Origin of the sequence: Castellaniella ginsengisoli, from assembly GCF_040955415.1 — a bacterium.
In the GTDB taxonomy this organism is placed as follows: Bacteria; Pseudomonadota; Gammaproteobacteria; order Burkholderiales; family Burkholderiaceae_B; genus Castellaniella; species Castellaniella ginsengisoli.
Map to the genome: position 1 here is coordinate 2,488,220 of NZ_CP158257.1, position 23,740 is coordinate 2,511,959.

The 23,740-nt window shown below is 65.3% G+C and carries 25 protein-coding genes, 1 pseudogene and 1 other annotated feature; of the genes and pseudogenes, 7 read left to right on the top strand and 19 right to left on the bottom strand.

Going from position 1 to position 23,740, the window contains the following annotated elements; all coding sequences use genetic code 11:
• Window positions 1–26: 26 nt before the first annotated feature.
• A complete protein-coding gene (locus ABRZ00_RS11740; protein ID WP_343835060.1) occupies window positions 27–1,046 on the top strand; it encodes a DUF4351 domain-containing protein in 1,020 nt (339 codons plus the stop codon).
• Window positions 1,047–1,169: 123 nt separating this feature from the next.
• On the opposite strand, the pseudogene ABRZ00_RS11745 reads toward ABRZ00_RS11740, so the two are convergent.
• The 8 genes and pseudogenes from ABRZ00_RS11745 to ABRZ00_RS11780 form a co-directional block, all read right to left on the bottom strand.
• Window positions 1,170–1,289: pseudogene (locus ABRZ00_RS11745) on the bottom strand (YchJ family metal-binding protein); the annotation flags it as partial.
• Window positions 1,290–1,324: 35 nt separating this feature from the next.
• Window positions 1,325–2,559 (bottom strand): IS3 family transposase gene (locus tag ABRZ00_RS11750; protein ID WP_343839197.1). Its coding sequence is split into 2 segments (ribosomal slippage): window positions 1,325–2,280 and window positions 2,280–2,559, totalling 1,236 coding nucleotides; the frame shifts between segments, so codons are not numbered across the junction.
• Window positions 2,165–2,281: a sequence feature (AL1L pseudoknot), on the bottom strand. (Overlaps the previous gene by 117 nt.)
• A complete protein-coding gene (locus ABRZ00_RS11755) occupies window positions 2,522–2,890 on the bottom strand; it encodes a YchJ family protein (protein ID WP_368644286.1) in 369 nt (122 codons plus the stop codon). The genes ABRZ00_RS11750 and ABRZ00_RS11755 overlap by 38 nt, the downstream gene beginning before the upstream one ends.
• A 38-nt stretch (window positions 2,891–2,928) precedes the next feature.
• Window positions 2,929–3,612 carry an ABC transporter permease gene (locus tag ABRZ00_RS11760; RefSeq protein ID WP_368641919.1) on the bottom strand — a complete coding sequence of 228 codons (684 nt, stop codon included), beginning with the start codon at window positions 3,610–3,612 and terminating at the stop codon, window positions 2,929–2,931.
• Window positions 3,609–4,325, bottom strand: a complete 717-nt coding sequence (locus tag ABRZ00_RS11765) for an ABC transporter permease subunit (RefSeq protein ID WP_343835064.1) — start codon at window positions 4,323–4,325, stop codon at window positions 3,609–3,611. The genes ABRZ00_RS11760 and ABRZ00_RS11765 overlap by 4 nt, the downstream gene beginning before the upstream one ends.
• Window positions 4,326–4,435: 110 nt before the next feature.
• On the bottom strand, window positions 4,436–5,251 hold the full coding sequence (locus ABRZ00_RS11770; RefSeq protein ID WP_343835066.1) for a transporter substrate-binding domain-containing protein: 816 nt from the start codon (window positions 5,249–5,251) through the stop codon (window positions 4,436–4,438).
• A gap of 66 nt (window positions 5,252–5,317) precedes the next feature.
• Window positions 5,318–6,682: a potassium transporter TrkG gene (locus ABRZ00_RS11775; protein ID WP_343835068.1), complete on the bottom strand. Its 1,365-nt coding sequence runs from the start codon at window positions 6,680–6,682 to the stop codon at window positions 5,318–5,320.
• Window positions 6,683–6,725: 43 nt separating this feature from the next.
• Window positions 6,726–7,382: a TrkA family potassium uptake protein gene (locus tag ABRZ00_RS11780; RefSeq protein ID WP_343835069.1), complete on the bottom strand. Its 657-nt coding sequence runs from the start codon at window positions 7,380–7,382 to the stop codon at window positions 6,726–6,728.
• 237 nt (window positions 7,383–7,619) lie between these two features.
• On the opposite strand from ABRZ00_RS11780, the gene ABRZ00_RS11785 reads away from it, so the two are divergent.
• On the top strand, window positions 7,620–8,597 hold the full coding sequence (locus ABRZ00_RS11785) for an alkene reductase (RefSeq protein WP_368639130.1): 978 nt from the start codon (window positions 7,620–7,622) through the stop codon (window positions 8,595–8,597).
• Here ABRZ00_RS11785 and ABRZ00_RS11790 read toward each other — a convergent pair.
• On the bottom strand, window positions 8,586–9,047 hold the full coding sequence (locus tag ABRZ00_RS11790; protein ID WP_368641917.1) for a GatB/YqeY domain-containing protein: 462 nt from the start codon (window positions 9,045–9,047) through the stop codon (window positions 8,586–8,588). The two genes, ABRZ00_RS11785 and ABRZ00_RS11790, sit on opposite strands and share 12 nt — an antisense overlap.
• A 72-nt stretch (window positions 9,048–9,119) precedes the next feature.
• A complete protein-coding gene (locus ABRZ00_RS11795) occupies window positions 9,120–9,884 on the bottom strand; it encodes an NRDE family protein (RefSeq protein WP_343835073.1) in 765 nt (254 codons plus the stop codon).
• A gap of 176 nt (window positions 9,885–10,060) precedes the next feature.
• On the opposite strand from ABRZ00_RS11795, the gene ABRZ00_RS11800 reads away from it, so the two are divergent.
• The 4 genes from ABRZ00_RS11800 to fabB all read left to right on the top strand — a co-directional run bounded on the left by ABRZ00_RS11800 (window position 10,061) and on the right by fabB (window position 13,919).
• Window positions 10,061–11,662, top strand: a complete 1,602-nt coding sequence (locus ABRZ00_RS11800; RefSeq protein WP_368641916.1) for a methyl-accepting chemotaxis protein — start codon at window positions 10,061–10,063, stop codon at window positions 11,660–11,662.
• A complete protein-coding gene (locus ABRZ00_RS11805; RefSeq protein ID WP_368641915.1) occupies window positions 11,659–12,105 on the top strand; it encodes a flagellar protein FlhE in 447 nt (148 codons plus the stop codon). The genes ABRZ00_RS11800 and ABRZ00_RS11805 overlap by 4 nt, the downstream gene beginning before the upstream one ends.
• A gap of 69 nt (window positions 12,106–12,174) precedes the next feature.
• Window positions 12,175–12,690: a 3-hydroxyacyl-[acyl-carrier-protein] dehydratase FabA gene (fabA, locus tag ABRZ00_RS11810; RefSeq protein ID WP_343835885.1), complete on the top strand. Its 516-nt coding sequence runs from the start codon at window positions 12,175–12,177 to the stop codon at window positions 12,688–12,690.
• Window positions 12,691–12,701: 11 nt separating this feature from the next.
• Window positions 12,702–13,919 carry a beta-ketoacyl-ACP synthase I gene (gene fabB / locus ABRZ00_RS11815; protein ID WP_368641914.1) on the top strand — a complete coding sequence of 406 codons (1,218 nt, stop codon included), beginning with the start codon at window positions 12,702–12,704 and terminating at the stop codon, window positions 13,917–13,919.
• Window positions 13,920–14,053: 134 nt separating this feature from the next.
• Here fabB and ABRZ00_RS11820 read toward each other — a convergent pair whose 3' ends face one another.
• Window positions 14,054–15,283 (bottom strand): CynX/NimT family MFS transporter, encoded by a 1,230-nt coding sequence (locus ABRZ00_RS11820; protein WP_368644287.1) that lies wholly within the window; start codon window positions 15,281–15,283, stop codon window positions 14,054–14,056.
• Window positions 15,280–16,497: an MFS transporter gene (locus ABRZ00_RS11825; RefSeq protein WP_368641912.1), complete on the bottom strand. Its 1,218-nt coding sequence runs from the start codon at window positions 16,495–16,497 to the stop codon at window positions 15,280–15,282. The genes ABRZ00_RS11820 and ABRZ00_RS11825 overlap by 4 nt, the downstream gene beginning before the upstream one ends.
• Before the next feature lie 188 nt (window positions 16,498–16,685).
• On the opposite strand from ABRZ00_RS11825, the gene ABRZ00_RS11830 reads away from it, so the two are divergent.
• Window positions 16,686–17,528, top strand: coding sequence for an urea transporter (locus tag ABRZ00_RS11830; RefSeq protein ID WP_368644288.1), 843 nt, complete (start codon window positions 16,686–16,688; stop codon window positions 17,526–17,528).
• On the opposite strand, the gene ABRZ00_RS11835 is transcribed toward ABRZ00_RS11830, so the two are convergent.
• From ABRZ00_RS11835 to ABRZ00_RS11865, 7 genes are all read right to left on the bottom strand, one after another.
• A complete protein-coding gene (locus ABRZ00_RS11835; protein ID WP_368644290.1) occupies window positions 17,510–19,210 on the bottom strand; it encodes a cbb3-type cytochrome c oxidase subunit I in 1,701 nt (566 codons plus the stop codon). The two genes, ABRZ00_RS11830 and ABRZ00_RS11835, sit on opposite strands and share 19 nt — an antisense overlap.
• A 13-nt stretch (window positions 19,211–19,223) precedes the next feature.
• Complete coding sequence (locus ABRZ00_RS11840; protein WP_368644291.1) at window positions 19,224–20,183, bottom strand: c-type cytochrome; 960 nt, start codon at window positions 20,181–20,183, stop codon at window positions 19,224–19,226.
• The gene (locus ABRZ00_RS11845; RefSeq protein ID WP_343835084.1) at window positions 20,180–20,443 is read right to left on the bottom strand and encodes a hypothetical protein; all 264 of its coding nucleotides are present in this window, start codon (window positions 20,441–20,443) and stop codon (window positions 20,180–20,182) included. The genes ABRZ00_RS11840 and ABRZ00_RS11845 overlap by 4 nt, the downstream gene beginning before the upstream one ends.
• Before the next feature lie 105 nt (window positions 20,444–20,548).
• Window positions 20,549–20,752, bottom strand: a complete 204-nt coding sequence (locus ABRZ00_RS11850; RefSeq protein ID WP_368641908.1) for a hypothetical protein — start codon at window positions 20,750–20,752, stop codon at window positions 20,549–20,551.
• Window positions 20,753–20,898: 146 nt separating this feature from the next.
• On the bottom strand, window positions 20,899–21,492 hold the full coding sequence (locus ABRZ00_RS11855; protein ID WP_368641907.1) for a DUF4276 family protein: 594 nt from the start codon (window positions 21,490–21,492) through the stop codon (window positions 20,899–20,901).
• A complete protein-coding gene (locus ABRZ00_RS11860; RefSeq protein ID WP_368641906.1) occupies window positions 21,489–22,694 on the bottom strand; it encodes an AAA family ATPase in 1,206 nt (401 codons plus the stop codon). Before ABRZ00_RS11860 ends, ABRZ00_RS11855 begins: the two co-directional genes overlap by 4 nt.
• Window positions 22,695–22,728: 34 nt before the next feature.
• Window positions 22,729–23,640 carry a YicC/YloC family endoribonuclease gene (locus tag ABRZ00_RS11865; protein ID WP_368644292.1) on the bottom strand — a complete coding sequence of 304 codons (912 nt, stop codon included), beginning with the start codon at window positions 23,638–23,640 and terminating at the stop codon, window positions 22,729–22,731.
• Window positions 23,641–23,740 lie beyond the last annotated feature (100 nt).

Consider the following 23,740-nt stretch of genomic DNA (forward strand, 5'->3'; position numbering starts at 1 on the left):
GGGGCTCCCGGATTCGGAGCCCTGCCATGCCCGGCCTCGACACTGCACTGTCTGCCGCTGCGCCCATCGACGACCACGACAGTCCCTGGAAGGAAGCGCTGGAGGTTTTCTTCCTGCAAGCCCTCGAACTATTGGTCCCGGGTCTGCATGCTGAAATAGATCGCACAGCCGCGCCGGTTTTTTTGGACAAGGAGCTGCAGGCCATTGCCCTGCCGGGCAAGAAGGGCCGCCGCTTCGTGGACAAGCTGGTCCAGGTGCGCCTGTGCAGCGGCGCCGCGGCCTGGCTGCTGATCCACGTCGAGGTCGAACGCCGCCTGCGCGGCCGCAAGTCCCTGAGCCTGTTCGCCTGGCGGATGTACGAATACCGCCATCGCATCCAGACCCGCCTGATGCGCCAGAGCGATCTGGCTCTGCCGCCGCCCGTCTACAGCCTGGGCATTCTGCTGGACAACCCGGGTGTGGGCGACCATCTGGTCTACACCGACGAACACCGGGGGCAGGGCGTGCATTTCACCTTTCCTGTCGTAGAATTGGAGGCATGGCGGTCACGCTGGGACGAACTGGAATCCCGGGCGGCCGGCAATCCGTTCGCGGTGGTGGTCATGGCGCAGTTGCAGGCCAATCGCTATCGGGATAAGCGCACGCGCCTGGGGCCCAAATTCGAACTGGTCCGCAGCCTGCGGCGCTATGGCTATGCGCCGAACACCGCCGGCCAGATCTACCGCCTGATTGAATGGATGATCACGCTGCCCAAGGATCTGGAACCGGAATACCTGCGGGCGGTCAACGCCCTGTCGGAGGAACACAAGATGACGTACGTGACGCTGATTGAACGCGAAGGCATCAAGCGCGGCCGTGTCGAAGGTCGTGTCGAAGGTCGTGTCGAAGGCCAGGCCGATCTCTTGCTGCGCCAGGTTCGTCGCCGCTTCGGCGCGGTAGACGAGGCGACCGAGCAGCGCATCCGCAGCGCCCGGGCGCGCGACCTGGAAACCTGGTCCTTGAACATTCTGGACGCTGCGACGCTGGATGACGTCTTTCGCGATTGATCAAGCGGTTTATGGGCCTGCCCAGGACGATCACGGACAAGTACTCGCCATCGCCCTCGGCTTTGCAAAAGTATGCCGCGGCTTTGGTAGGAGGCTGGGGCCTGCTTCGTGTGACTCCTGGTTTTATTCCACCATGGTCCCATCCACATACACCCACACCCCTTCCAGCCGTGTGAAGCGGCTGGTTTCATGGATCCGGGTGGCGCGGCCGTGGATGCGCACCCGGGCGACGAATTCCACGGTCATGAATCACACCGGGGATCGCGGAGGCTGTTTGGTTAAAGTAAAACAGGTTCCACAGTCGGCGCTGCAAGTTGCCGATAGTATCGCGCTTCGGCCTCAGCGGGCGGAATGTCGCCGATGGATTCGAGCAGGCGTTGGTGGTTGAACCACGAGACCCATTCCAGGGTCGCCAATTCCACGGCAGCCTTGGTTTTCCAGGGCGCGCGCCGATGAATCACTTCCGTTTTGTAGAGGCCGTTGATCGTTTCGGCCAGCGCATTGTCATAGGCGCTTCCGGTGCTGCCGACTGATGGATTGATTCCGGCCTCGCTCAATCGGTCGGAGTAGCGGATGGACACGTATTGGGATCCCCTATCGGAATGATGGACGAGCCTATCGGACTGCGTCGGTCTTCGGTCATAGACAGCCTGCTCCAGGGCATCCAAGACAAAGTCTGTCGTCATGCTGCTGGAGGCTCGCCAGCCGACGATACGCTTGGCATAGGCGTCAATGACAAAGGCCACGTATAACCATCCCTGCCAGGTTGAGACGTAGGTGAAATCTGCGACCCACAGTCGATTGGGCCGGTCGGCCTCGAAGCGCCGCTTCACCAGATCTCGTGGACAGGCAGCTGCGCTATCAGGGATCGTGGTGCGAACCCGTTTGCCGCGCCTGATCCCCTCGATGCCAAGGTGTCGCATCAGACGCTCCACGGTGCACCGCGCCACCATCACCCCTTCTCGATTCAACTGCTTCCAGACCTTGCGGGCTCCATAGACCCGAAAGTTCTGTTCCCACACACGCTGGATATTCACCATGAGTTGTTCATCCCTCTTGGCTCGCAGGCTTCGCAGTTCCGGATTCCGGCATCGGGCGGCATATCGCCGGTAGGCTGACGGGGCGACCTGCAACACCTTGCAGATCGGCTCGACCCCATACAGGCCCCGATGCTGGTCGATGTAGGCGTTTATTTCTTCAGTTCGCGGTCGAGCGCCGCCTGAGCGAAAAAAGCGCTGGCCGACTTGAGAATTTCATTGGCCCGGCGCAATTCCTTGACTTCACGTTCCAGAGCCTTGATGCGCTCTTGCTCTGCCTGCGGCACGCCGGCCCGCGTACCGGCCTCCACTTCCTGGATCTGAACCCACTTCAACAGGGTGTATGCCGAGCAGCCGATCTTGGGCGCAATGGACTGCACTGCTACCCACTGCGATGGATACTCGCCACGATGCTCCTGGACCAGCCGTACGGCGCGCTCACGAACTTCGGGGGAAAACTTGTTGTTCTTGCTCATGGCTCCATTCTCTCAAGAATCGAAGCCTCCTGAAAACCCGGTGTGATTCAGTCTCATGATCGGTGTCGGCCCGCTCGTGGCGGCGCACATCCAGGCCCAGCCAGCGTGTTCCTGGCTCATTGGGCTCCAGCGCGGCGGGGCGGGTGTCCGGATGCCAGGTCTGCAGCAGATAGTCCAGTTCATCCAGTACATAGGCGCTGTAGCGCGAGCGCATCAGGGCCTGGGCGTCGGGTGCCCGCAGGCGCAAGGGACCATGATGCCAGCGGCCGCAGCAGTCGGCGTAGGCGGCCGGCAGGCCGCAGGGGCAGGGGTGATCGGGTGCGTGTTTCATGAATGATGGCTCGCCGGTCGGCGTGCATGGACACTGGATTAAGCCCCCGTCCGGATCCCCAAACTGCGTTCCACCAGCCAGGCGCAGCCCAGCAAGGTGACGTTGATGGCCAGATACAGCACGCCGGCGATGACGAAGGTCTCGACGATCAGGTAGCTCTGGCTCATGAGGCGGCGGGCGAAGCCGGTCAGTTCCATCACGGCGATGGTCGAGGCCAGGCTGGTGCCCTTGATCGCCAGCACCAGCTCGTTGCTGTAGGCCGGAAAGGCCTGGCGGATGGCCAGGGGGAAACGGATGCGGCGAAAGATCTGCAGGCGGCTCATGCCGCAGGAGGCGGCGGCATCCAGTTGGCCGGTGGGCACGGACTGCAATCCGCCACGGATGGCTTCGCTCATGTAGGCGCCGCTGTTCAGGGCGATGGCCAGGATGGCGCAGCGCGCACCATCGGAGAACAGCCACCACAAGGCGGGCTGCCCGCGTACGAACTCGAGCGTGCCGATGCCGTAGTACAGCAGGAACAATTGAATCAGCAGCGGCGTGCCGCGAAACACGGTGCTGTAGGCAAAGGCGGTGCCCGACACCAGCGGGTGGCGCGTAGTGCGCATCAATGCCGCGCCCAGGCCCAGCAGCGAGGCGAACAGGATGGAGAACAGGCCGATGCGCAGGGTGATCCAGAACCCTTCGATCAGGACCGGGACGGCTTTTTCGAACAGGTCGATCATCGCCCGGCCCCCCGCATGCCGCGACCGAAGTGGCGCTCGGCCCAGACGAACAGGCCCTGGCTGCAGGCGCCGATCAGGAAATACAGGATGCCGGCCATCAGGTACAGGGCCAGGGGCGCGCGCGTGGCGGCGGCGCCCAGGACGGCGGCGCGCATGAGTTCGACCAGGCCCACTAGGGATACCAGGGCGGTGTCCTTCAGGGCGGCCTGCCAGACGTTGTTGGCGCCGGGCAAGGCGTACCAGAACAATTGCGGCAGGGTGATGCGGCGCAGGCACTGGCGGCGGTCCAGGCCGATGGCGCGGGCGGCTTCGAGCTGGCCGGGATCGATGGCCTTGAAGGCGCCGCGAAAGACCTCCACGCTGTACGAGCCCGAGATCAGCGCAATGGCCAGGATGCCGACCAGCATGGGAAACACGGTGCTCATCAGGTCGTCCCATTCCAGCCAGTCGGCCAGGTCGGCGGCGGGCTGCACCGCGCCGAAGAACAGCAGGTAAATGATGAGCAGTTCGGGGATGCTGCGCACGATCAGGGTGTACAGGGCGACGAGCGCGCGCGCCGCACGGTTGGCGCCGGTCTTGGCGGCCGCGCCGGCAATGCCGATGGCCATGCCCAGGCAGATGCCGCAGATGCTGATGAAAACGGTCATGGCCGCGCCGCGCAGCAGCATGCCGCCCCAGCCGGCGCTCAGGATATCGTGCAGAGACTGGATCATGGAATCGAGCAAAAACCCCAGGGCGGTGCCGGGATGAAGCCGCCGGCGGCCCTGGGGGCGTGACGCGGGCCCCGGGCGGGGCCGCTTGCGTCGTCAGGCATGGTCGAGGATTACTTGCAGGCGGCGTAGTTGGACAGATCGACGCCGAACCACTTGGTGCTGGAGGCCTTGATGGTGCCGTCGGTGATCAGCTCGCACAGGGCCTTGTCCACCTTGGCCTTCAGTTCGGTGTTTTTCTGATTGATGCCCGCTCCGATGCCCAGGCCCAGGACTTCCGGGTCGGCGCTGCTCTTGACCACGGCCTCGGCCAAGGCGAATTTCTCCTTGCCGGAGGTCTCCAGGAACTGGCTTTGGGGGGTGACTTCGGAGAAGGTCGCGTCCAGGCGGCCGGCCGCCAGGTCCATTTGCATCTGGTCCTGGGTCTCGTAGGTCTTGAGCTTCATGTCCGGGGCGTATTTCTGCAGGAAGGCGCCCTGGGTGGTGCCGCTTTGCACGCCGACGGTCTTGCCCGCCAGGCCGGCCATCAGGGCCTTGGGATCGGCGGCCTTCAGCAGGGCATCGCCCTTGGGCAGCACGAAGGCGGAATCCTCGGTGGCATAGGGGATGCTGAAGGAGATGACCTTGGCGCGCTCGGCGGTGACGGACATGCCGGAAATCACCAGGTCGAAGCGCTCGGCCTGCAGGGCCGGGATCAGGCTGTCGAAGGCCTGGACCACGAAGCGGCATTTCATGTCCAGCTTCTGGCACAGGGCCTGGCCGACGTCGGCGTCGAACCCGGTGACCTTGCCGCTGGCGTCGACCATGCTCCAGGGCGGATAGCCGCCCTCGGTGCCGATTTTCAGCGTGGCGGCCGAAACCGTAGTGGCCAGGCCTGCAAGGCCGAGGGCGGCGCACAGCGCAGCCTGTCGTGCGATGGAAATCACCATGGACGGAATCCTAATGAGAGGTTGGGATTGGGAAAGGAGTAATAGTAGTACATCATGGGCCAAGGTTCACCCGATCTGGACGACCGTCTCGGGGTAGCGCACCCGGCTGCGGCGTTGCGTGCCGAGGCTGTAGACCAGCGTCAGGGGACCCAGGCGGCCGATGAACATCAACAGCATCAGCACGATCTGGCTGGGCAGGCTCAGGGCGCGGGTCAGGTCGGGGCTGATGCCGGTGGTGCTGAAGGCCGACATGACCTCCATGACCACGGCGATGAAGGGCATATCCTCGAACAGGCTGACCAGGAAAATGCCCAGGCAGACCAGCAGGCCCGACATCATCATCAGGGCCAGGGCTTTCTGGATGGTTTCCGGCGCGATCGTGCGATGCATCAGCACGACCTCCTTGCGCTGCAGGATGTAGGCGCGGACCACGGCCAGCAGGACGATGAAAGTGGCGAGCTTGATGCCGCTGGCGGTCGACAGCGAGCCGCCGCCAATGAACATCAGGCCGGTGAGCAGGAAGCGCGAGCTGTCGTAGAGCTGGCCGACGTCGACGCTGGCAAAGCCGGCGGTGCGCGCCGCGATGACCTGGGTCCAGGCCGCCAGCCCCTGGCTTGCGGCGGGCAGCGCCCCCAGGGTGTGCGGGTTGCGCGCCTCGATCAGCCAGAACAGCATGAAACCGGCCAGGTTCAGGATCAGGGTGCCGATCAGCATCAGCCGCGTGTAGTAGGCCAGTGTGGCCCAACTGCGTTTCTGCTGGATGTCGGCCAGCACGCTGAAGCCCAGGCCGCCCAGGATGATGCATCCGGTGATGACGAAGGTCGTGACCGGGTCTCCGGCAAAGCCGGCCATGCTGCCCGGGAACAGCGACACGCCGGCATTGTTGAAAGCCGAGACGGCGTGGAACCCGGCCAGCAGAAAGGCATGTTCAAGGCTGTCGTGGCGCCACCACCAGAGCGTGAGGATCAGGACGGCCGCGCCTTCGATGGCCAGGGAAAACTTCAGCACCGTCAGCGCCGTCTGGCGGATGCGGGCCACGCTGGTCTGATTGAAGGCTTCGAGCGCCAGCGCCTGGTATTTCAGGCTGACGCGCTTGCCCAGCGTCAGGGTGGCGATGATGGCGAAGGTGACGAAGCCGATGCCGCCGATCTGCACCAGGGCCAGCAGCACCGCCTGGCCGAAGAAAGTCAGGTCCGTGGCCGGATCGATCAGCATCAGGCCGGTGACGGTGACGGCGGAGGTGGCGGTGAACAGCGCCTCGAACACGCCGAAAGGGTGGCGCTGCGCGATGGGCAGGGCCAGCAGCAGGGTTCCGGCCAGGATCAGGACCAGGAAGCTGCCGGCCAGCACGGCCGGCGGGCTGGCCTGCAACTGGCCGGTATGGCGCGCCTGGCGGTAGGCCTGCAGCGGATGGAGGTTGATGCGGGCCATGCTCAATCGGGGCGGACGGGGTGCCGGGTCATGGGAGGGCGGCTCAGCTCAGTTTCGGAGCGGCGTTTTTCAGGAAATGCAGCGGACCGAACAGGATCAGGGTGTCCTTGGCGCGCACCACGAACTGGTCGGTGGGATGCACGGTGGTCTCGCCTTTGCGCTTGACGGCCAGGGCGTGGATGGCGCCCGGCGGGTCGGTGGTCAGGGCGTCGCCCAGGGTGCGGCCATCCAGTTGTGCGCTGGCTTCGATCTCGACCACGAAGTCGCCATTGCCCAGGGAGATATAGTCGTTGACCATGGGGTAGCTGAGCACCTGGGCGATCCGGATGCCCATTTCATCCTCTGGGTGGATGATGCGGTTGGCGCCCAGTTTGGCGAGGATCAGGTGATGCGCGCGCGAAGAGGCCTTGACCCACAAGACCTTCACGCCAAGGGCCTTCAGGTGCACGGTGCAGACCAGGCTGGCCTGCAGATCTTCACCGATGGCGACCAGGACCACGTCGTATTCGGCCAGGCCCAGCTCCGCCAGCGCGTCGCGGTCGGTGACGTCGGCGATGGCGGCGCGGGTGAGCTTGTCGGCCATCTGGTCGACCACGCGGCCGTCGGCGTCCACGCCCAGAACCGAATGGCCCAGCCGCATCAATTCCAGCGAGGTGGCGCTGCCGAAGCGGCCCAGGCCGATGACGGCGAATTGTCCCATGGTGATCCTTCCGTGTTCCTGTTGGCGCAATTTGAGCATATCGCCCCCGCAGCCGGGAGGCCTGGACGCTTTTGATGAGCCCGGGGTGGCGTCGCGGCCATGGTCATGGGGGCGAAAATCTGGTAAAAACCCTGATGGATTTTTGAATGTATTGACTGTTTGGATGGTGCGTTGCAGCAAACTACCCTGGGGAATGCGCTGAGCCAGCCCCGCTTTTTCCCGCATGATATGACAAGTTTGTTCGATCCGGTCAGGCTGGGGGAAATCGAGCTGCCCAATCGCGTCGTCATGGCGCCCGTGACGGGCATGGGTGCGGCGCCGCGCCGCATTCCGGACGATGGCATGCGCGCATACTATGCCCAGCGCGCCGAGGCCGGCCTGATCCTGGCCGGTGCGGCTTCGGTGTCGCCCCTGGGCGTTGGGCATCCGGATATGCCGGGCATCTGGAACTCCAGCCAGGTCGAGGGCTGGCGCGCCGTGACGGATGCCGTGCATCGGCGCGGCGGGCGCATTGTCTTGCAGTTGTGGCACGCCGGCCGGGTGGCCGATCCCGAATACTTGTCGGGCGAGATGCCTGTGGCGCCCAGCGCCATCGCTTGCAGCCGGGGGGTATGCCCGCAGCCGGGAGGCTTCGTGGTGCCGCGCAGCCTGCGGCTCGATGAGATCCGGCGCGTGATCGCGGATTTCGAGCAGGCGGCGCGCCATGCCTGGCTGGCGGAATTCGACGGCGTGGAAGTGCATGCCGGCGATGGCTACCTGATCGATCAGTTTTTGCATGACGGCTCGAATGGCCGCCAGGACGATTACGGCGGCCCCGTGTGCAAGCGCAGCCGGTTTCTGCTGGAAATCGTCGACGCCTGTGCCGGCATCTGGGGGGCGGGGCGTGTCGGGGTGCATCTGTCGCCGCGTGGCGATCGCCACGACATGCGGGATTCGGATCCGGCCGCGCTGTACCGCCACGTGGCCCGTGAACTGGGCCAGCGGCGCATCGCCTTCATCTGTGTGCGCGAACACGAGGGTGCGGATGCCCTGGCGCCGGTGATCCGGGATGCCTTCAGCGGTGCGCTGGTGTTGAACGAAGGCTTCGACCCCGAAAGCGCGCTGCGTGCCGTGCAGGCCGGGCAGTGCGAAGCCGTCGCCTTCGGCCGGGCGTTCGTGCGCGATCCCGGCCTGGTCCGGCAACTGCGGGACGGCCTGTCCGTCTCAGCCGTTTAGCCGGGCGCGGACCTGGGCCGATACTTCGGCCATGTCCGCGCGGCCGGCCAAGGTCTTTTTCAGTTGTCCCATGATGGCGCCCATGGCGACGCCGCCTTGCAGGCCCTGATCGGCCGCCTGGGCAAAGGCCGCGTCGAGGGCGGCCGCGATTTCCTCGGGCGCGGCGCCCTGGGGCAGGAATTCTTTCAGGATGTCCAGTTCGGCGCGCTCCTGGGCGGCGCTTTCGGCGCGGCCGGCGGAGTCGAAGGCCGCGATCGACTCGCGGCGCTGCTTGACCTGTTTTTCGATGATGGCCAGGATCGCGGCGTCGTCGGGCTCGACGCGTTCATCCACGGCCTTTTGCTTGATGGCGGCCTGCAGCAGCCGCAAGGTGCCCAAGCGGGTGCTGTCGTGTGCGCGCATGGCGGCCTTGATGGCGTCGGATATCTGATGGGCGAGCCCGGTGCTCATGAATGTGTCCTGTAGGGCGTGAAAATGGCATTTTAGCGCGCGCTCCCATGGGGCAGGGCGGGCCGCGCCGCGCTACAACCGCCAGTCGTGGCGTTCGTGCGCACTGCCCGCCGCGTCGTAGGACTGCTCGCTGAACAGAGTGCGGCCGCCCGCGTTGCGCGCCAGCACCGTCGAGCAACGGGTGCCGTAGTCGGGGCTGATGATGAAGGGGCTGCTCAGCAAACGTTCCAGGGCCGGAGACAGCCCCGTGGAGGGCAGTTGCGTCTCTTGGGCGGGCGTGGTGTCGCGCAGCCGTTCGAACACCTGCTCCGGCGCGGAGGCCCAGGCGGCGGGCGGCAGCGCATCCAGGGCGGCCTGCAGCCGGGCGGCCTTGGGCCAGGGGGTGTCCAGCAGATGGTTCGACAGCACGTAGCGCCCGGGCCCCAGCCGGCGCGGTTCGCGGGCGTCGCCCCGGTTGCCCAGGTACCAGGCCTGCCTCGTATCGCCCGCGATCAGGTTGAAGCCCGCCCAGGCGTGCGCCCGGGCCGCGAGCGCGGCGATCCAGAGATCGGGCTCGTCCGTGCTCAGCAGGAAATCGCGCACCAGAAGGCCGCGCGAGGGGGCCTCGGGCGGCATGGTGTGCCCGGGTTCGCGGTAGTTGGTCAACAGGGCGAATCGGCCGGCGGCCGTCGCGCCCATCCAGGTGCCGCCGCCCCGCAGATCGAGTCCGGCGATCAGTTGCGGGGTTTCGGGCCAGGGGCCCGCCGCCCGGGCGGGCCGCGCGTGGAATTCATCGCGATTGGCGGCGATCAGCAGGGGCCAGTCGGGATTTCCCAGAGAAAGGTAGGCGATGCACATGGCGCGGTTCCGGCGGGATCGGAATCCCGGGATATGGCCTTTTTTTCGGCCGCTTGACGGAGATTCCGCAATCGTATACTGATTTCGCGACCGCGCTGTGATCCGCCCGCGGCCGTCCTGGAATGAAATACGGGTGCGTCCCGATTTCGGATGGCGAGATAAGAAAAGGAGGCATCATGTCACGGTCATTGCAGGCCTGGACGCGGACGACCGCGTTCAAATTCGCGTTATTCACCTTGGCGGCGATTGTCGGAATCGTCGTGCTGACGGCATCGCTGCTCTGGATGGAGCGCGGCGCCTTGTTGCAGGAGCGCCAGATCGGCGCGCGCCAGGCCACTGAAACGGCGTATGGGGTCATCGAGTACTACCATCGCCAGGCGGCCAGCGGCGCCCTGACCGAGGCCCAGGCCAAGCAACTGGCCATGGACGCCATCCGCGGCATGCGCTACAGCGGCCAGGAGTACTTCTGGATCAACGACATGCAGCCGCGCATGGTGATGCATCCGATCAAGCCCGAACTCGAGGGTAAGGAACTCGGAGGCATGCAGGATCCCAACGGCCTGCGGCTGTTCGTGGCATTCGTGGATACCGTCAAGGCCAGTCCGACGCATGATGGCTTCGTGTTCTATCTGTGGCCCAAGCCGGGTGTCGATCAGCCCGTGCAAAAGGTTTCCTATGTCAAGGAATTCACCCCCTGGGGCTGGATCCTGGGATCGGGGGTGTACCTAGACACGGTCGATGCCGTCGTCTGGGGGCAGGCCGGCGGGTTTGCGCTGGCGGCCGCCATCCTGGCCGCGATCCTGCTGGTGCTGGGCGCGGTCCTGTCTCGCCGGCTGGTGCGCCAGTTGGGCGGCGAGCCCGATGCCGTCATCCGAATCGCCGACCGCATGTCGCAAGGCGATCTGCGCGTCGATATTCCAGTGCGGCCGGGGGATTCCTACAGCATGATGCATGCCATGCGGGTGATGCGCGACGGGATCGCCCAGGCCGTGGCCCAGGTGCGCCAGGGCAGCGAGTGGATCGGCCAATCGGTCGGCCAGATCGTGCATGGCAATCTGGATCTCTCCGCACGCACCGAGCAGCAGGCCGCCTCGCTGCAGGAGACCGCGGCCAGCATGGAGCAGATCACCAGCACGGTCAGCCACAACGCGGCCAATGCCCAGCAGGCCAACACGCTGGCGGCGACCGCTTCCGAAGTGGCTGTGCGCGGTGGCCAGACCGTGAGCCAGGTGGTCGAGACCATGGGCGAGGTCAATGCCTCGACGCGGCAGATGTCGGATATCGTCGGCGTGATCGACAGCATCGCCTTTCAGACCAATATTCTGGCCCTGAACGCGGCTGTCGAGGCCGCCCGCGCCGGAGAGGAGGGGCGCGGTTTCGCGGTGGTGGCCTCCGAGGTCCGCGCGCTGGCGCAGCGTTCCTCGAATGCGGCCAAGGAAATCGGCAGTCTCATCGACGACACCGTCAAGAAGATCCAGACCGGCGCCACGCTGGCCGACGGAGCGGGGCAGACCATGTCCGAGATCGTTTCCAGCGTGCAGCGGGTCGCCGACATCATGTCCGAAATCACACTGGCAAGCCGCGAGCAGGCCTCGGGCATCGAGCAGGTCAATCTGGCCATCGGCCAGATGGATCAGGTGACCCAGCAGAACGCCGCGCTGGTGGTCGAGGCGGGCACGGCCGCCCAGGCCCTGAACGACCAGATGAACGGCCTGAACCGTGCTGTGGGGGTCTTTCAGTTGAGCGGGCCGGGCGCGCCCGCCTTGCCGCAGGGATGAGCGCCCGGGGCCGTTTTCTGTTCGGTGCGGGGGGGCTCGCGGCGGGATTGATGCTGGCGGCGGCCGGGGCCCAGGCCGCGGACCGCGCCTGGACGCGCGATCAGGTCAGCCACGGCCTGCAGGCTCAGGGACGGGCCGTGGCGGTGTCTTATGCCCCAGGCCCCCGGGACGGGACGCTTTCCGGGGCGGCGCGCATCACAGGGGTCTATGCCTCCAGAGACTATGACAGCGCCGCCCGGATTGCCACCCGGCTCTGCTGGGGCTCGGCGCAGGGGCCGTGCGTGCCGCTGCGGGGCCGCAGTGTCCAGACACACGCCTTCGACGGTCGTGCCGCGGTTGGGCCTTTGCTGCTGGTGCACGAGGTCGAAGACTGGGGGGGCGGCCACCCGCCGGTGTTTGTCCGGGGGACGGTGACGGTCTGGTTCGACCTCGGGTTATACTAGCCAGCTTACTTAAAGTGGAAGGCGCCTCGTGCGCGAAATGGCCGCCGGGCCGGGGATCTCAGACGGAACATCATGGAAAAAAACAGCTATAGCTACGACGAACTGCTGGCGTGCGGGCGCGGGGAACTTTTCGGTCCCGGCAACGCCCAGTTGCCGCTGCCGCCCATGCTGATGCTCGACCGGATCACTCACATCGATGACAAGGGCGGCGCGCACGACAAGGGCCAGATCGTGGCCGAGCTCGATATCCGCCCCGATCTGTGGTTCTTCGGCTGTCATTTCCAGGGTGATCCGGTCATGCCGGGCTGCCTGGGGCTGGATGCCATGTGGCAACTGGTGGGGTTTTTCCTGGGCTGCTGCGGCGGCCAGGGCCGGGGCCGCGCTCTGGGCGTCGGCGAGGTCAAGTTCACCGGCCAGGTCCTGCCGACCGGCAAGCTGGTCCGCTACACCATCGACATGAAGCGCGTCATGATGCGCAAGCTGGTGATGGGGATCGCGGATGCGCGCATGGAAGTCGACGGCCACGAAATCTATGCGGCCCACGATCTGCGCGTGGGCCTGTTCACCCGCACGGACAATTTCTAGGAGCTTCGATCATGCGTCGTGTCGTCGTTACCGGCATGGGCATTGTGTCCAGCCTGGGAAACAACCAGTCCGAAGTCCTCGACAGCCTGCGCCAGGGGCGTTCGGGCATTACTTTCCAGCCGGAATACGCCGAACAGGGCCTGCGCTCGCACGTGGCGGGCTCGGTGCGCCTGGATGCGCTCGACCGGATCGACCGCAAACTCAGCCGCTTCATGGCCGACGGCCATGCCTATGCCTGGCTGGCGATGCAGGAAGCCATTCAGGATGCCGGCCTCACACCCGAACTGGTATCCAATCCGCGCACCGGCCTGATCGTTGGCGCCGGCGGCGCCTCGCACTCCTCGATCCACGACGGCATCAATATCCTGCGTGAAAAAGGCGTGCGCCGCGTGGGGCCCTACATGGTCACCAAGGCCATGGCCAGCGGCGTGTCCGCCTGCCTGGCCACCGGCGCCCAGATCAAGGGGGTGAACTATTCCATCAGTTCGGCCTGCTCCACCAGCGCGCATTGCATCGGCAACGCGGTCGAGCAGATCCAGCTCGGCAAGCAGGACATCGTGTTCGCCGGCGGTGCCGAGGAAGAGCACTGGTCCTTGTCCTTCATGTTCGACGCCATGGGCGCGCTGTCCACGCGCTACAACGATGCCCCCGAGCGCGCCTCGCGCACTTATGACGCCGACCGGGACGGTTTCGTCATTTCCGGCGGCGGCGGCATCCTGGTGGTCGAGGAATACGAGCACGCCAAGGCGCGCGGCGCCCGCATCCTGGCTGAAATCGTCGGCTACGGCGCGACGTCCGACGGCTACGACATGGTGGCGCCTTCCGGTGAAGGCGCGGCGCGCTGCATGCGCCAGGCGCTGATCGATGTGCGCACGCGTGTGGACTACATCAACACCCACGGCACCAGCACGCCGGTGGGCGATGTCAAGGAACTCGAGGCCATCCGCGAGGTCTTCGGTGAAGACCAGCCCTGGATCGCCTCGACCAAATCCCTGTCCGGCCACGCCCTGGGCGCGGCGGGCGTGAATGAAGCGGTCTACACGCTGTTGATGATGCAGCACGGCTTTGTCGCGGCCTCGGCCAATATCGATACGCTGGATCAGTCCGCCGAAGGGATGAACATTCTGCGTGAAACCCTGCCGCAGGCCCGCATCGAGACCGCGCTGTCCAACAGCTTCGGCTTTGGCGGCACCAACGCCACCTTGGTGTTTTCTCGCGCGGGGCTCTGATCCTCTGGGCGCAAGCCTGGATTCGGTCTTGAACGCATGCAAACGGCCCGCCGGTTTTCCGGCGGGCCGTTTGCATGCCGGCGCGGGCCGGCCCGGCGTGGCCCGACGATGCCGTCAGCGCTTTCGGATTCGCATCAGTCCGTCCCGGCGTCCGCGCTATCCGAGCGTCTCCGGATGACGGTGGCGTGCACCAACGCGGCGCGGCCGGCGCGCCAGCCCGCCAGCGCGGTTCCCAGCCCCAATGCCGCCAGCAGCCCGGTCGACGCACGGAAGTTGCCGCTCCAGTCGTGCAGCATCCCGACGAGCAGGGGGCCGCTGGTGGCCAGCACATAACCCGTGGTCTGGGCCATGCTGGACAGGTGGGCGGCGACGTGGGCATCTCCGGAGCGCAGCACGATCAGCATGAGGGCCAGGGCGAACAGGCCGCCCTGGCCGATCCCCTGGATCACGGCCAATGGCCAGATGGCCCAGGACGGCCCCAGAATCATGCCGATGAGGGCCAGGGTGGCCGCAGCCGCGAGAATGACCGCCAGGCCTCGCTGATCACGGCAGCGTGAGGCCGCCATGGGGGTGAGCAGGCAGGCGGCGACCTGAATCAGGATCGACAGCGACGTCACCAGCCCGGCCTCGGTGCCGTCCAGCCCGCGATCGCGGAGCATCGGCGCCATCCAGCCCAGCACGCAATAGGCCAGCGCCGACTGGAGGCCCATGAACAAAGTGACAGCCCAGGCCAGGCGATCGCGCCGCAAGCCCTCGACCGGCAGGATGTGGCGGCCGCCCGAGGAATGGCCGGGCGCGCGCAAAGCGATGGGCGCCCAGGCGGCCAAGGCGACCATGCCCGGCGCCGCCCATAGGGCCAGGCCCAGATCCCAACGGCCGCCCATGGCCTGGGTGAAGGGCAGGGTGGTGGCGGCGGCCAGCGCCGCTCCGCCGACCAGGCTCATGGTGTACAGGCCGGTCATCAGGGCGGCCCGATCGGAGAAATCCCGCTTGACCAGGCTGGGCAGCAGCACATTGCCCAGCGCGATGCCGGCGCCTGCCAGGCCGGTGCCCAGAAACAGGCCCGCGACGCCCAGCATGCCGCGCAAGGCCGTGCCGAGGGTGATCAGCGCCAGCACCAGCAGCAGGGTGCGTTCGATGCCAGTGCGTTGCGCAAGACGGGGCGCCAAAGGCGCGAACAACCCCATGCACAGCACCGGCAGCGTGGTCAGGTAGCCGGCCTGGGCGCCGGTCAGGCCCAACGCCTCCGTCAACTCGGGCAGCAGGATGGCGGTGCTGGGAAACAGCGGGCGCAGGTTGGCGGCCAGCAGCAGGAGGCTGGCCGCAACGATCCAGGCGGCGGGCCGGGCGGCGATGGATTTCATGCGACTCGGCGCCGCGTGTCGGGCAGGAAGAAGGCCGCCAGACCCAACAGGGGCAGGAAAGCGCACAGATGGTAGACGAAGGCAATGCTGGTGGCGTCGGCCAGCTTGCCCAGCGCGGCGGCTCCGATGCCGCCCATGCCGAAGGCCAGGCCGAAGAACAGGCCCGAGACCGTGCCGGTCTTGCCGGGCATCAGTTCCTGCGCGTAGACGACGATGGCCGGGAAGGCCGAGGCGATCATGAAACCGGCGCAAAAAGCCAGGACCAGTGTCCAGTGCAGATTGGCGTAGGGCAGGGCCAGTGAAAACGGCGCGGTGCCCAGGATCGAGGCCCAGATCACGCGCTTGCGCCCGATGCGGTCGCCGATCGGGCCTCCGGTCAGCGTTCCCGCCGCCGCGCCGGCCAGGAAGACGAACAGGGCGTATTGCGCCTGCTGGATGTCCAGGCTGAAGCGGTCGATCAGAAAGAAGGTGAAGTAGCTGCTCAGCCCCGCCAGATAGAAATATTTGCTGAAGATGAGCAGCAGCAGGATGAGGATGGCGCCGCGCACCTGGCGCGGCGACAAGCCGTTGTCGATTTTGTTGAGGGATGTGCGGCCGCGCACGCCGGACAGGTTGGCGGCGTACCAGCGGCTGACGCCGATCAGGATGCAAATGCCGAGCAGGGCGGCCAGCGATACCCAGGCGACGCTTCCCTGGCCATGAGGCACGATCAGCAGCGCGGCCAGCAGCGGGCCGATCGAAGAACCGATGTTGCCGCCCACCTGGAAGATCGATTGGGCCAGGCCGTGCCGGCCTGCCGAGGCCATGCGCGCCACGCGCGAGGACTCCGGATGGAAGACCGAGGAGCCGGCGCCCACCAGCGTGGCGGCCAGCACCACCAGAGGAAAATTCCATGCCTGAGACAGCAGCAGCAGGCCGCAGCAGGTAAAGCCCATGCCGACCGGCAGGGAATAGGGCATGGGATGGCGGTCCGTGAATCGCCCCACCAGCGGCTGCAGCAGCGAGGAGGAGAACTGAAAGGCCAGCGTAATGATGCCGACCTGGGCGAAGCTGAGATCGAAACGGCCTTGCAGCACCGGATAGATGGCCAGCAGCACCGACTGCATCATGTCGTTGAGCAGGTGGGTCAGGCTGATGGCTCCCAGCACGGGGAAGGCAACGCCGGGTTCGGAGGGAGCCGCGCCGGATGGCGCTGTGGCAAGAGTTTCTTTCATAAAGAATAGGGCGATGGCACCGGGGGATTGTACGCCGGTCCCGGGTATGCGGCAGCCGCATGGTCATTATGCCTGGCGCGGCATCCGCCCGCGCCCGTCCCGCAGTACGATCCCGTTTCCTGATTGACTTCTTCCGCAGCTTCTTGGCCATGTTTCAGCGGGTTCATGAGTGCCCTGGCGTCGTGTTCATGCGCATGCTCCTGCGCGGGATCAGCCAGATCTATCTGCTGTCCAGCGGCTGGGCGGGCGCCTTGCTGCTGGGCGCCGTGGCCTGGCAGTCAGGGTCTTTGGCGGGAGCTTGCCTGCTCGGCGCCCTGGCGGGAACCCTGTGGGCTTTGTCCATCGGCGATATCGCCGGCAGCCGCGCCGGCTTGAACGGCTACAACGGCGCGCTGGCGGGCCTGGGCGTGATGGCGGTGCTGCCGCCCGGATGGCTTGCCTGGTCCCTGGTGGCGCCGCTGGCCGTGCTGGCGACGTGGATGGCCCATGCCTGGCGTTGCCGCAGCGCCGTGCCGCCTTACACGGCGCCGTTCGTGCTCGTGACCTGGTTGGTGATGGCCGTTGCCGCCGGGTTGGGTCTGCCGGGCGTCGCGACGGCCGCCGCGGTTGAAATGCCCTGGAATTCCGCCGTGCTGAGCCTGGTGCGCGGGGTGGGCCAGGTGATGTTCATGGATGATCCCTGGGCGGGCGCGCTGTGCGTGCTGGGGCTGGCGCTGGGCGCGCCCGCGGCGGCCTTGTCCGCCGCCCTGGCGTCGGGGCTGTGTTTTCTGGCGGCCGGTCTGGCGGGCTTTCCGGCCGATGCGGCCCTGCTGGGGCTGTACGGATTCAATGCCGTGCTGACGGCCGAAGCGCTGCGGACGGCCCGGGCGGGCCACTGGCTGTGGCCATGCCTGGGCGTGTTGCTGAGCCTGGGCCTGATGCGGGGCTTTCAGTGGCTGGAGCTGCCGTCCCTGACGGCGCCGTTTCTGCTGGCGACCTGGGCGGCGCGATGGGCCGCCCAGGAGTGTCGCCGTCAGGCGCGCACAGCCTGATCGATGGCGGTGGAACGGCCACTGGCCGGTGCCGGCTCAAAAGCCGGCCGGGCTTCCAGAGAGGCCAGGAAGCGCCAGACGAACAGCAGCGTGAGCAGCAGCAGCCCCGGGTAGCCCACCCCGGCCAGGACGTAGGGGATGGTGGGGTCGCCCAGCGCCACGGTCTCCAGGTTGAAGCTGAGCAGCCCCAGAGTGATGATGATGCCGAAGATCCACATCCCCGCCAGCCACAGGCCGGCTTCCGCGCCGTGCAGCGTCTGGCTCCAGCGTCCCGGAGCGGCAGCCCGGGGCATGGCCTGGGGCAGGGGTGCCCGACGCGCCCGGAATCCGATCGTCAGCAGATCGTAGATCAGCAGGCCGGCGCCTGCCAGGAAGACCAGACCGAACAGCGGCACCAGCACCTTGTAGAATTGCATGGCGGGGAAGACCTGGCCGCCGAACCAGCTCAAGCCCATGGAGCGATGCAGAAAGACCTGGATCGTGCCGCCGATGGCGAAGGCGAAGGCGATGCCCAGCATGCCGGCGAACACCAGCCAGAAAGCGATCCGCCCGAGCCGCTGGTCGAAATCCTTGACGCCGCGCAGCAGGGGGATGGCATAGTAGGCCGAGGCGATGCCCAGCATGCCGAAGGTGCCGAACAGCGCCAGATGGGCGTGGCTGGGCGTCACCCAGGTGCCGTGGGACCAGACGTTGGTGAGCGCGAAGGTCATGGTGAAGCCCAGGATGCCCGCGCCGACCTGCTCCAGCACCACCGAGCCCAGGATGAAATAGAAAGCCGGGGCGTTTTCCAGCGGCCGGCGATCCTGGTGGGCGTCCAGGTAGATGTGCCAGAAGCAGAATACCAAAGGCAGCGGCTCCAGGGCGCTGAACAGCGACCCCCAGAATTGCCAGAATTCCGGCGTGCCGATCCAGAAGTAGTGGTGGGCATTGCCGATCAGGCCTGAAAGCCAGACCATCGCGACCCCCCAGAACACGGCGTAGCCCACGGCCTTGACGTCGGCCTTGAACATCAGCACCAGCAGGAAGCCCACCAGGCTGATGTGGATGACTTCCCAGACGCCTTCGACCCAATAGTGCACCACGTACCAGCGGAAGTATTCCTGCAGGTCCAGGCGTTCGATGAAGAACACGCCGAACAGCCAGACGAAGGTCAGGGCGGTGACGCCGATCGCCAGGCCCCAATGGATTTCGTTCCAGTCGCAGCGGGCGGGGAAGGTGCGCAGCAGCACCCAGGCCAGGATGGCGAAGCCGACGAAGATGATGATGTCGGCGGCGCGCCCGGCTTCCAGGTATTCGAGGCCCTCTTGCAACCAGGGCTGGCCCAGCCACCAGCCGGCCGTGCCTTGGGCCGCCAGGGATTGGGTGGCGACGTTCCAGAGGGTGACCGCCAGCAAGGCCCAGAACAGGAATCGGATCAGCGCCGGCGCGGCCAGCTCGCGGCGCGACAGCAGCGGCCCGACGAACAGGATGGTGCCGATGAAACCCGACAGGATCCAGAGGATGCCGAGGTTGGTGTGCTCGGCGCGCAGGACGTTGAAGTTGAGGAGGCCCGCCAGCAGGCGCGGATCCACGTGCTGCACGGCGATGAGCAGGCCGAACAGGACCTGGAATCCGAACAGGACCAGCATCAGCAGGAAGAAGCGCAGGCTCAGGCGCTGCGTTTGGTAGTCGATCTTGATCATGATGGCTTCCTTTTCACAGGCTGCTCAGGTAGGCCACGATGGCCTTCATGTCGGCATCGTCGATCAGCGCGTCATAGGACGGCATGACGTGCGGTGGATAGCCTGCCACGGTCTGGGCGTCGGGTTCGCGGATCGAGCGCACGATGTAGGCTTCGTCCGCCGTGACGGTGGTGCCGTCGGTCAACTGGACCTCATGCCCCGCCAGACCGCCCCAGCCCGGCCCGACCGTGCGCTTCTGATCGGTGGCGTGGCAGGCCACGCAACCCAGGTCGGACACCAGTTGCCGTCCCCGCGCCAGCGCATCCTGGACCTGCCCCGCCGGGGCTGCGGCCTTGGGTTCGGCCCCGGCCACAGCCGTGGAAGCCGTATCGCCGGACGGCTGGAACGCGGCCGGAATCCGCCGGCCTTCGTGCGGTTTCGGCGGCCAGCCTTCGGTATGCAAGGTCGAGGTGTATTTCAGGAAGGCGATCAGCGCAGTGACTTCACGGGCGTCCAGCGGCAGGTTGGGCATCAGGGTGTGCTGCCCGCCGCGTTCGCTCAGGCGTTCGGCGGCGCCGGGGTAGCGCTGCAGGTAGGCCTGCAGATCGGCGCTGCCGGCGTCGGCCTGGGCGGCGGGATTCTGCAACTGGACGCGAACAGCGGCGGACGTGGGCCAGCCGCCGGCCGAAGGCAGGAAGGCGGCCAGCCAGGCGGCGCCGGCGTCGGCATGGATGCGCGTCAGGTCGGGCCCCAGGTAGGCACCGTTGCCGACGATGGTGTGACAGCCCATGCAGTTGTAGGCCTGGAAGACGCGCTTGCCTTCCACGGCATCGACGCCGCCATACTGGATCGAATCCGGGACGGCTTGGCCGCGGGAAGGCAGGAAGGACCAGACGGACAGGAGCAGGAAGATCGCCAGCATCAGCGCCAGCACGGCCAGGGCGATGCGGCGCTTGGCCGGTTCGCGGCAGTCGGTTCCGTTCAGGCAGCTCATGGCCGTTCCTCCCGCGCCAGGCCGTCGCGCCCGGAGGCCGGAACCCGGGCCTGCTCGTCATGCAGGAACAGGGTGCGCAAACTGCCCAGAAAGATATAGAACACGTAGACCGCCAACAGATAACCCGCGGCGATGTACACCCACCACATGGCGGGCGATTCCGGCCAGTACTCGAAATCCCGCCAGTAGGGCCAGGACAGCAGCACGCTGACCAGGCCGGCCAGGGCCGACAGCACCCCGTCGATGATGCGTTGCGCCATGATTGCCTCCCCTCCAGGTTGTGGATGGCAGGATCAGTCTAGGAGCGGAGAGGGGCGGAGATCCCGATGTCATTACGCCGGATGAGGGATATGGCTGATGCGTAATTACTGATAAAACAACAAACGTTGGTTTTCTTTGCTGCGATGCGGGATGGGGCTCCAGTGGATCAGATTCAGTGTAGGCATCCGAGCAACAGGATTTTCATGTTGTTTTTCAATTAGTTGAATTTCATCCTTGCAGAGGGATGCCGGGGTGGAGATGCAGACGCCGTCAGCAAGGCAGGAAATGTCTGGACCAGATAAATCCATTTTCTTGTTTCAATGCCTTAACTTGCATCAAGTCGGCGGCAGAACGGGGACTTTCCCCATGATAGAGGAGCTTGTGAATAGTTCAGTACTCACGGCAGAAAAATATGCAAGGAAATACTGGGTCGAACGTCTTGGGGATCAACGGTTCATGTCCGCGTCGAAACATGTGCATCCCATTCTTTGCATAGCTTCCTAAATGAGCGGCTGTTGTCGAAGGCTTGCTGCAAATCGATTCGGGCCGTGAATGCGGGTTGATCCAGGATTTCGCTGTATTTTTTACGCTGCATGCGTTCTCGCATCCAACCTTTGGCGTTACGCGGAATCTCGGCTTGAATCAACTCGTTGGTTGGATAAGAAAACCCCCGGACGCCCTGCAAGGAATGTGCGGCGGCGATGAACCAGGCTTCAAATTCGCGGTTAGCCAGTACAACGGAAAGACGTCGGTGTGGGATATGCTGCTGGGCGCGCTCGTAGATCTCCCGCCCTCGGGTTGCGGGGCAGTCGTCGTCGGCATCCAGTAAGATCAAGATCCACCCGTCGTCGCTGCTCTTGGCTGCGGCTAAAAGGAGTTGTCGGCGGAACTCCTGATCCTTGCGAAGAAACTGATCGCGCCTAACTCGGATTGGAGGTAAGGGGTTGACCGCTGCATAAGGTGCGCGCTCGGAGGCGAGCCTTCGGAGCAGGATCGGTAAAGCGGCTACCTCACCGTCTCCTTCCACGATCGATGCAATTTTGATCATGACACGGACTCGCCAAAGAGATCAGGTTGGGCTGCGTCCTGTTGTTCGATCATGGTACGGTCCGGCGCTAGTTGGTTCTTGCGCAGTAGTTCGCCGGCGGAAAATAGGTGCTCGCGCAATACTTGCCGGGAGGCTTCATCCAGAGGCGCAATTTTTGTTTCTCCTCCCTCTGAGATGACGGATAAGATCGAATCGGCGTCGATATCGAGATCGTCCAGTAGATCCGGGCTATGACTGGTGACTAGGACTTGTGTGTCATTGGATGCATGAACCAGAATTTCGCGCAGGGCAGCGCTGGCTGCAGGGTGCAGCGCTGTTTCAGGCTCTTCGATCCCGATGAGCGTCGGTGAATAATCGACGTTGCTTTGAAGCAATGCCGTCATCACGCCTAATGCACGCAAAGTGCCGTCCGACATATTTTGAGCCAGAAACTTCCATGGGTGCCTGGCGCCCGCCATTTCTTGGCGAAATTCGAGCGTTTCCATGGGGCCGATGGCTTTGCGTTCCATGCCGTGCACCATGGGGACGACGGATTGTAGATATCCTTTGATGATCTCCATCCGTTCGGGGGCAACACGTTCCAGGTGCCCGATCACGCTGGCGATATTTTCACCGACAGGTTTGAGCAGCCTGCCGTCTTGCGGTTTCTGCAACTCACGCATCAGTGCCGGATTCAGATTGTAGAAACCCATGGCTGTCAATGCATCGAACACCGGCCTGAATGCGGTGAATCCAGATGCGGCGACTAATGCAAGCCGATCTGCTGTGATGGAGGGGAAGGTGGTTTCACTGCTATCGCGCAACTGGCCCTTGTTGATTCGGAAGAATGGACCTTTCCCAATTCCTGTGATGACGCATTCCTCGTGTTGAACTTCATAGCCGCCACTGGCCATCGCTCCGATGTCAAAGGCATACCATCCAGATCTGCCATCCCTCAAGCGGAATTCTAGCCGGATGCCGAAATGGGTCGGATGGCCGCTGGAGCGTCGTCGCACTTCGTTCAGGCCGCCTCGTTCATTGATGGCGCTGTCCAGCGAGCCTGCGAGTGCGTCCCGGACAAAGTGCAGTGCGTCCAGAAAATTGCTTTTTCCCGCCCCATTTTGACCAACGAGAAATGTCAGCGGCAGGAGGCGAACATCACAGTTTCCGATGCTCTTGTAGTTGCGAAGCACGACGCGTTGAATAAAAACGGTATCGGACACGGGGACTCCTCTTTAGTTTGATAGACGCATCATGTCACTCGATATTCTGCGCCTGCTCCCGCATTTGCTCGATCAGCAGCTTCAGGTCGATGGCGGCCTGGGTGATGGACAGGGCGGCGGCTTTGGATCCCAGCGTATTGGCCTCGCGGTTCATTTCCTGGAACAGGAAATCCAGGCGTTTGCCGCTGCCGCCGCGCGCCGAGGAGGCGTGCTCGCCGGCCAGGATCTCGCGCAGTTCCTGCAGGTGCGAGCGCAGGCGGGTGAGTTCTTCGGCCACGTCCACGCGCAAACCGAACAGGCTGGCTTCCTGGGCGATGCGGGCGGTGAGTTCGGCTCCGTTGATGGCGGCGAAGCCTTCCGGGCTGGCGGCCTCCAGGGCTTCGCGCAAACGCTGGGCGATCCGTTCCTGGTGCTGTTGCACCAATGCCGGCAACTCGGTGTCCACGCGCGCCACGATCAGGTCGATTGCATCGGCCAGGGCCCGCATCGCGTCCGCCAGCCGGGCGCCTTCGCGCTGGCGTGCGGCACTGAATTCTTCCAGGGCCTGCGCACAGGCCCGCTCGCACAAGGGCAGCCAGACGTCGGCCTCCAGGCCGCTGCGCGCCGCGCCTTCGCGCGGTAGTTCGGCCAGCGTGGGGGCGGGCAGGTCGGGGATGAACCGGCGAGCCCATTGCAGTTGCTCCGCCAGCGCCTGCACGGCGGCGGCATCGAAGGGGCGCAGAGCCTCGCGGTCGAGCGCGGCGTAGCTCAGCTTGAGTTCGACCTTGCCGCGCAGGGCCTGGCGGCCGATCAGTTCGCGCAGGCGGGATTCCGCGAAACGCAGGTCTTCCGGAATCCGCAGGCTCAGGTCCAGAAAGCGGTTGTTGACGCTGCGGATTTCGATGCTGACCGATCCGGCGTCAGAATCCAGTCGGGCGGAGCCAAAGGCGGTCATGCTGCGGATCATGGGGCGGTCTCGTCGGCGTTTATCTACAATGGGACGTTATTGTAGTCCGGCTCCTTCGCCCGGCCCTCTCGCAGGAAATCCTCCATGACGCTCCCTTCCT